Genomic DNA, 6,758 nt, shown 5'->3' with positions numbered 1-6,758 from the left:
GGCCTGCTGCTCACCAGTCGCCACCTCAAGGTGCGCACCCGCCAGCGGCGGGCTGCGGCCCTGTGGGAGGCCAGCGGCTCGGTGATCCTGATGATCCCGGCAGTGGTGCTCTCCACCGGTCTCTTCATCCTGTTTATGCCGTTCGCCGATGTGTTCGCCCTCGGCCCCTGGCTGGTGGTGCTGGTCAACGCCCTGATGGCGCTACCCTACGTGCTGCGCACCCTCTCCGCCCCCATGCAGCTGGTGGTGCGCCAATACGACCGGCTGGCGGATAGCCTGGGGGTACGCGGCCTGCATCGCCTGCGACTGGTGGAGTGGCCGCTGCTGCGCCGCCCGCTGGCACTGGCGATGGCGCTGTCGATGATCCTCTCGCTGGGGGATCTCGGCGCCATCGCCATGTTTGGCAGTCAGGAGCTCACCACCCTGCCCTGGCTGCTCTACCAACAGCTCGGCAGTTACCGATTGACCGAGGCAGCCGCCACCGCTCTGCTGCTGCTGACGCTCTGTTTCTCCCTGTTCTGGCTAGTGGAGCGGGGTCTTGGAGGAAAACATGCTGAACATTGATACGCTGGTGACCAGCTACCCCGACTGGCGCGTCAGCTTCAGCGCGACCCTGCCCAAGGGAGAGATCACCGCACTGATCGGCCCAAGCGGCGCAGGTAAATCGACCCTGCTCGGGATGATCGCCGGATTCGTGCCGGTGGAGTCGGGCCGCCTCAGCTTCGATGGCGAAGACCTGCTGCCGCTGGGCCCCGCCGAGCGGCCAGTCACCACCCTGTTTCAGGATCACAACCTGTTCCTCCATCTGTCGGTGTTCGACAATATCGCCATCGGCTTGCACCCGGGCCTGCGCCTGAGTGCAGCCCAGCGGGTACAGGTGATCGATGCAGCCGCGCGGGTTGGTCTTGGCGAGATGCTAAGCCGCCTGCCTGAACAGCTCTCTGGCGGCCAGCAGCAGCGGGTCGGGCTGGCCCGTGCGCTGGTGCGAGGCAAACCGCTGCTGCTGCTGGATGAACCCTTCTCTGCCCTCGATCCGGCCCTGCGTCGGGAGATGCTGGCCGAAGTGGCCCGCCTCGCCTGCGAGCAGGGCATTACCGTGTTGATGGTTTCCCACAATCCGGAAGATGCCCAGCTGATTGCCGATCAGGTGCTGTTTGTCGACGAGGGGCGCATCGCCCTGCAAGGCAAGCCGGATATTCTACAAAATAGCGACCACCCGGGGCTGCTGCGCTACCTTGGACAGTGATCTAAGGACACTGAACTGGTGACGAGATCAAAAAAGGGAAGCCAAGTGGCTTCCCTTTTTCATATGAAGATAGTCAGCTAAATCAGAGATTTTCCTCGGCGAACGAGGCCAGCCGGCTGCGCACCACGCCATTGAGGAAGATGTTGGCACTGCCGTCAAAATCCTTGAAACGCTCGACAATGTAGGTCAGACCCGAGGTCACCGGGCTCAGGTAATTGGAGTCGATCTGGGCCAGGTTACCGGAGCAGACGATCTTGGTGCCCTCGCCGCAGCGGGTGATGATGGTCTTGATCTGGGACGCGGTCAGGTTCTGGCACTCATCCAGCAGCACGAAGGTGTTCTGGATGCTGCGCCCGCGCATAAAGTTGACCGATTTGAACTGAATGTTGGCCTTCTCCATGATGTAGCTGAGCGAGCCGCTCATGTTCTCGTCCTGCTTGTGCAGCACCTCCAGGGTGTCAGTCACCGCCGCCAGCCAGGGCATCATCTTCTCCTCTTCGGTGCCAGGCAGAAAGCCGATGCTTTCGGCAATTTCCGGGGTATTTCGAGTGACGATCACCTTCTCGTAAATGCCCTTCTCGATCACCAGCTCCAGCGCAGCAGCCATGGCCAGCAAGGTTTTACCGCAACCGGCCGGGCCGGTCAGGATCACCAGATCGATGTGCGGATCCAGCAGTGCATCCAGCGCCATCCCCTGATAGACGTTCTTGGGATGTACACCCCACGCCTTGCGGGACATCAGTCGCTCACGCCCCAGATCCTTGATACGGATCTTCTGGCCATCGTGGCTGAGCACCCGGGCAGCAAAGAAATTCTCTTCATCCACCAGATACTGGTTTACGTGAACCCCCTCCAGCAGGTTGGCATCGATCACATGGATGGTATCGCGGCCGTGGGTCTCGCTCTCGCACTCGCCGACGCGCTCCCAGAAGCTGCCGGGCACCACCTGAAAGCCCTTGGCCAGAAGGCGGATATCGTCGATCAGCTGGTCGCTGCGATAATCCTCAACGTGGGCAAGACCGGCACCTTTGGCCTTGAGGCGCATGTTGATGTCTTTGGTGACCAGCACCACCTGACGCTTCAACTCATGCTTTTGCAGATAGAGGGCCGCGTTGATGATGCGGTTGTCGGCCTCCTTGTCGGTGAACACCTCGGCATCCTGCGGCAGATGGTGATCGCTGAAGATGCAGATATGGCCGCTCGCCTCGCCGGCCAGCGGTACTCCTTGCGCAATCTGCTCCGGAGTCGCATCGCGGAACACATCTTCCAGCGCACGGATGGCTACCCGCGCATCGCGGCTGACATCCTTGTGGCGATCCTTGATGTTATCGAGCTCTTCCAGCACCGTCATGGGGATGAGCACGTCGTGCTCTTTGAAGGAGTAGATAGCGAGGGGTTCGTGAAGCAGAACGTTGGTATCCAGGATAAACAGCTTTCGGTCCGTATTGTCCATAAGCATCCTCCTTGGCACTGAAGGGCCACGTGTGTGAATCTCAGATGTCATTGAAACCACACGGCCGTGACAGTTTTATTACCCTCAACGCTACGCCCGATTTTACCATCACGCAACAAATCACTGGGCCACCTGATTTGATTGCGCATAAAAACAGCAATAAAAAGACCAGCGCTGTGGCCGGTCTTTTCTCTATCGTTCAGCTACTTAGGCATGTCTGTTAACCGCACTTGGAGTCGCCACAGTTAAGGCAGGTCATGCAACCATCCTTCAGCACCAGCGCCTTGGTGTGGCACTTGTAGCAGAGCGCGGCATTGGCTGGGAAACCACTGCCAGCCTGCTGCTCTTCGGCCTCCTGAGCGGCTTTCAACTCGGCTTGCTTCTCGGCCAGAAACGCCTGCTGATGCTCGTCCAACCCAGGCGCCTTGAGCATGCCTATCTCGGTGAGATGGCTCTCGATCACGTTGCCAATTTCAGCGATCAGCGATGGTACGTACTTGCCCTTGTTCCAATAGCCGCCCTTGGGATCGAATACGGAACGCAGCTCCTCCACCAGGAAGGTGACATCCCCTCCCTTGCGGAATACGGCGGAAATAATGCGGGTCAGCGCCACGATCCACTGATAGTGCTCCAGGCTCTTGGAGTTGATGAAAATCTCGAACGGACGGCGAGTTTCGTGAACCGTGCCCTCGTTGAGAATAATGTCGTTGATGGTGATGAACAGCGAGTGCTCGGAGACATGCTCCGGCGTCTTCAACTTGTAGGTGGTGCCCATCAGCCGCTCTGGACGCAACACGGTTTCGTGCATATGCACTACGTCATCCTGCACAGAGAGATCTTCTTGCGGCTCATCCTTGGTACGCACCTTGTAGGCGACGATTTTCTTGTCGATCTTCTTGACCATAATGTCGTTCTCAGAATTTACCGTAATAGCCTTCTTTCAAGGCGTCGTAGAGGTTGGCGGCCGTATGCAGCTCGCCATCGTATTCGATCTCTTCGTTCCCCTTGACGGAGATGACGGAGCCATCCTCCAGGGTGAAATCGTACAGGGTGTTCTCCAGATCCTTCTCCTTCACCAGCACGCCCTGGAAAGCCTCCGGGTTGAAGCGGAAGGTGGTGCAGCCCTTGAGGCCAGAGTCCGAGGCATACATGTAGATGTCCTTGAACTGCTCGAACGGGAAATCGGTTAGCACGTTGGCAGTCTTGGAGATGGAGGAGTCAATCCAGCGCTGGGCCGCCGCCTGAATGTCCACATGCTGCGCCGGGCTGATGTCATCGGCAGTAATGAAATATTCCGGCAGACGGCTCGCCTCATCATCGGCATAGGGCATGGCGGCCGGATTCACCAGCTCGCGATAGGCCAGCAGCTCGAAGGAGTAGACATCGACGCTCTCCTTGCTCTTCTTGCCCGGCTTGATGACGTTGCGGCTGTAGTGGTGGGCAAAGCTCGGCTCGATGCCGTTGCTGGCGTTGTTGGCCAGAGACAGGGAGATAGTGCCGGTCGGCGCGATACTACTGTGATGGGTGAAACGCCCTCCCACTTCCGCCAGCTCGGCCACCAGAGCAGGATCCACTTCGGCAACCTGCTGCATGTAACGGCTGTAGCGTGCGTGCAACACCTTGCCCTTCACCTTGTCACCCACCTTGATGCCATCAGCCGCCATTTCCGGGCGCAGACGCAGCATCTTGCCGGTCACTTCGAACTCCTGCTCCATGATGGGCGCCGGGCCCTTCTCCTTGGCAAGACGCAGAGACTCCTGCCAGCCGGTCATCGCCAGCTCCTGGGATACCTGCTCGGTAAAGGCTACGGATGCCGCAGAGCCGTACTTGATCTGCAGCATAGTAAGGGTCGAACCAAGACCCAAGAAACCCATGCCATGCCGACGCTTGGCTGTGATCTCCTCGCGCTGTTTGGCCAGTGGCAGTTGGTTGATCTCCACCACGTTGTCGAGCATGCGAGTAAAGATGGCCACCACCTTGCGAAACGCCTGCCAATCGAATGCCGCGTTTTCAGTAAAAGGGTCGCGCACAAACTTGGTCAGATTGACCGAGCCCAGCAGACAGGCACCGTAGGGTGGCAACGGCTGCTCACCACAGGGGTTGGTCGCGCGGATCTCTTCACAGAACCAGTTGTTGTTCATCTGGTTGACCTTGTCGATCAGGATGAAGCCGGGCTCTGCATAGTCATAGGTCGAGGTCATGATGACATTCCACAGCTTGCGGGCTGGCATGGTCTTGTAGACCTTGCAAGCGACCTGCCCCAACTCGTTGAATACAACCCCTTCCTTGTTGGGCCAGTCGGCCCAGAGCACCTGAGCGGGATCGTCCAGCGCAATGCTATCCTGCTCCACCTCTTTGGCGGTGTAGGGGAAGATCAGCGACCAGGGTGCATCCTCTTTCACCGCCTTAACGAAATCTTCGGTGATGAGCAGAGAGAGGTTGAACTGACGCAGGCGGCCATCTTCGCGCTTGGCCTGAATAAACTCGATCACATCGGGATGGCGGATATCCATGGTGCCCATCTGGGCGCCGCGACGGCCACCGGCTGACGAGACGGTGAAACACATCTTGTCATAGATATCCATAAAGGAGAGCGGACCGGAAGTGTAGGCACCGGCACCGGAGACAAAGGCACCGCGCGGGCGCAGGGTCGAGAAGTCATAGCCGATACCGCACCCGGCTTTCAGGGTCAGACCGGCCTCGTGCACCTTGCCGAGGATATCGTCCATCGAATCTTCGATGGTACCGGAAACAGTACAGTTGATGGTCGAAGTGGCAGGCTTGTGTTCAAAAGCCCCGGCGTTGGAGGTGATCCGGCCCGCCGGAATGGCACCATTGCGCAGTGCCCACAGGAAAGACTCATACCAGGCCTCCGGTTCCAGCTCCTGCTCCGCCAAAGCACGGGCTACCCGCTGGTAGGTCTCATCGATAGAGCTGTCGATGGGAGTGCCATCCTTGCTCTTGAGGCGATACTTGCTATCCCAGATCTCGAGGGACGTTTCCTGCATGGGGATAAGGCGGGAGCCAAGCTCACTCTCCAGCACCGGGTTCGATTTAGCCATTTTCAATCAACCTTATGTGAATGCATCAACATCATGACAACAGCAGAAAACACAACCAATAGTGCCATCTAAAATTAATGACACAACATATAGTACACCTGATGCCATGAGGGCGCCGATTCTAACCTAAAAAAATGCCCCGGCCAGTAGATTTCTGGACCGAGGCACTTAACTGATTAATTTACTGAGAGATTTAACACTCAGAGATAGATCAGGGCTTCTTGACGTAAACCGTCGGTGTTTCACCCGCCATATTCAGATAGAACTCGTAGACGCCATCGGCATCCGGTGAGAACTTCATGTCCTCATACTTGGAACAGGGGTTGACCGGCACAGCCTCACCACCCAGTATGGCAACACCATCACTCGGGCTCTTGTAGCCAAAGTTGGTGCCACAGCTCCAGCCTGAATCAGCAAACTTGAACTTGTAGGGGGCCCACTCTTTCTTGAGAGTGCCTTTGGCCATATAGAGCTTGTCGGCCACCTTGGCTACCTTGCTTTCATCAGTCGCCATCCAGTCGTTCATCTCCCCGCGCAGGTAGATGGACTTGCCACCGAAGTCGCTGTTGTCTGCCCCAGCCTGCTCTGCACCACCATTGGATGCGCAACCGCCTAATACCAGGGTTCCCGCCGCCAGCATCATCGTTACTGTTCTTTTGAACATGGGTCTATTCCTTAAATTATTGTGATTCCTTGGTCCATCCATGTGGACTGAAGAATTAAACCAGAGTAGGTATCACAAGAAAGGTAGAGGCATCACATTCTGTGTTTTTTATATCCAACACATTGAACCAGTGATCACATCTCGAACAGAAAAAGAGGTCTTTTTGGGGCTTTAGAGGGATGATCAATGAATGACAAGAAGGGGAAAGTCTAATAATCCGACGACGTGCTGAATTTCAGCCAATAAAAAACCCCGCTCGATGAGCGGGGTTTCTTGTATTGGGTGCCTGGCAGTGTCCTACTCTCGCATGGCGAATGCCACACTACCATCGGC

The 6,758-nt window shown here is 57.2% G+C and carries 6 protein-coding genes; 2 read left to right on the top strand and 4 right to left on the bottom strand.

The features are described 5' to 3' along the window. Both AACS18_RS23265 and thiQ read left to right on the top strand, forming a co-directional pair. Positions 1 to 564, top strand: a 564-nt coding sequence (locus tag AACS18_RS23265) for an ABC transporter permease subunit (RefSeq protein WP_258228890.1), incomplete at its 5' end; no start/stop codon positions are given. Next, a complete protein-coding gene (gene thiQ, locus AACS18_RS08625) occupies positions 551 to 1,246 on the top strand; it encodes a thiamine ABC transporter ATP-binding protein (protein ID WP_108614124.1) in 696 nt (231 codons plus the stop codon). The genes AACS18_RS23265 and thiQ, both read left to right, overlap by 14 nt. An 82-nt stretch (positions 1,247 to 1,328) precedes the next feature. Here the strand turns inward: thiQ and AACS18_RS08620 are convergent, their stop codons facing one another. The 4 genes from AACS18_RS08620 to AACS18_RS08605 all read right to left on the bottom strand — a co-directional run bounded on the left by AACS18_RS08620 (position 1,329) and on the right by AACS18_RS08605 (position 6,425). Beyond that, positions 1,329 to 2,699 carry a PhoH family protein gene (locus AACS18_RS08620; protein WP_041210371.1) on the bottom strand — a complete coding sequence of 457 codons (1,371 nt, stop codon included), beginning with the start codon at positions 2,697 to 2,699 and terminating at the stop codon, positions 1,329 to 1,331. Between the two features lie 220 nt (positions 2,700 to 2,919). Then, positions 2,920 to 3,603 (bottom strand): TSCPD domain-containing protein, encoded by a 684-nt coding sequence (locus AACS18_RS08615; protein WP_100646741.1) that lies wholly within the window; start codon positions 3,601 to 3,603, stop codon positions 2,920 to 2,922. Between the two features lie 10 nt (positions 3,604 to 3,613). Then, entirely contained in the window at positions 3,614 to 5,761 is a 2,148-nt protein-coding gene (locus AACS18_RS08610; RefSeq protein ID WP_108614123.1) for an adenosylcobalamin-dependent ribonucleoside-diphosphate reductase, read from the bottom strand. A gap of 211 nt (positions 5,762 to 5,972) precedes the next feature. Further along, positions 5,973 to 6,425: a pullulanase gene (locus tag AACS18_RS08605; protein WP_108614122.1), complete on the bottom strand. Its 453-nt coding sequence runs from the start codon at positions 6,423 to 6,425 to the stop codon at positions 5,973 to 5,975. Positions 6,426 to 6,758 lie beyond the last annotated feature (333 nt).

Source organism: Aeromonas sp. HMWF015, assembly GCF_963878965.1.
GTDB classification, from domain to species: domain Bacteria; phylum Pseudomonadota; class Gammaproteobacteria; order Enterobacterales; family Aeromonadaceae; genus Aeromonas; species Aeromonas veronii.
This window is presented reverse-complemented; position numbering and strand designations above follow the sequence as displayed.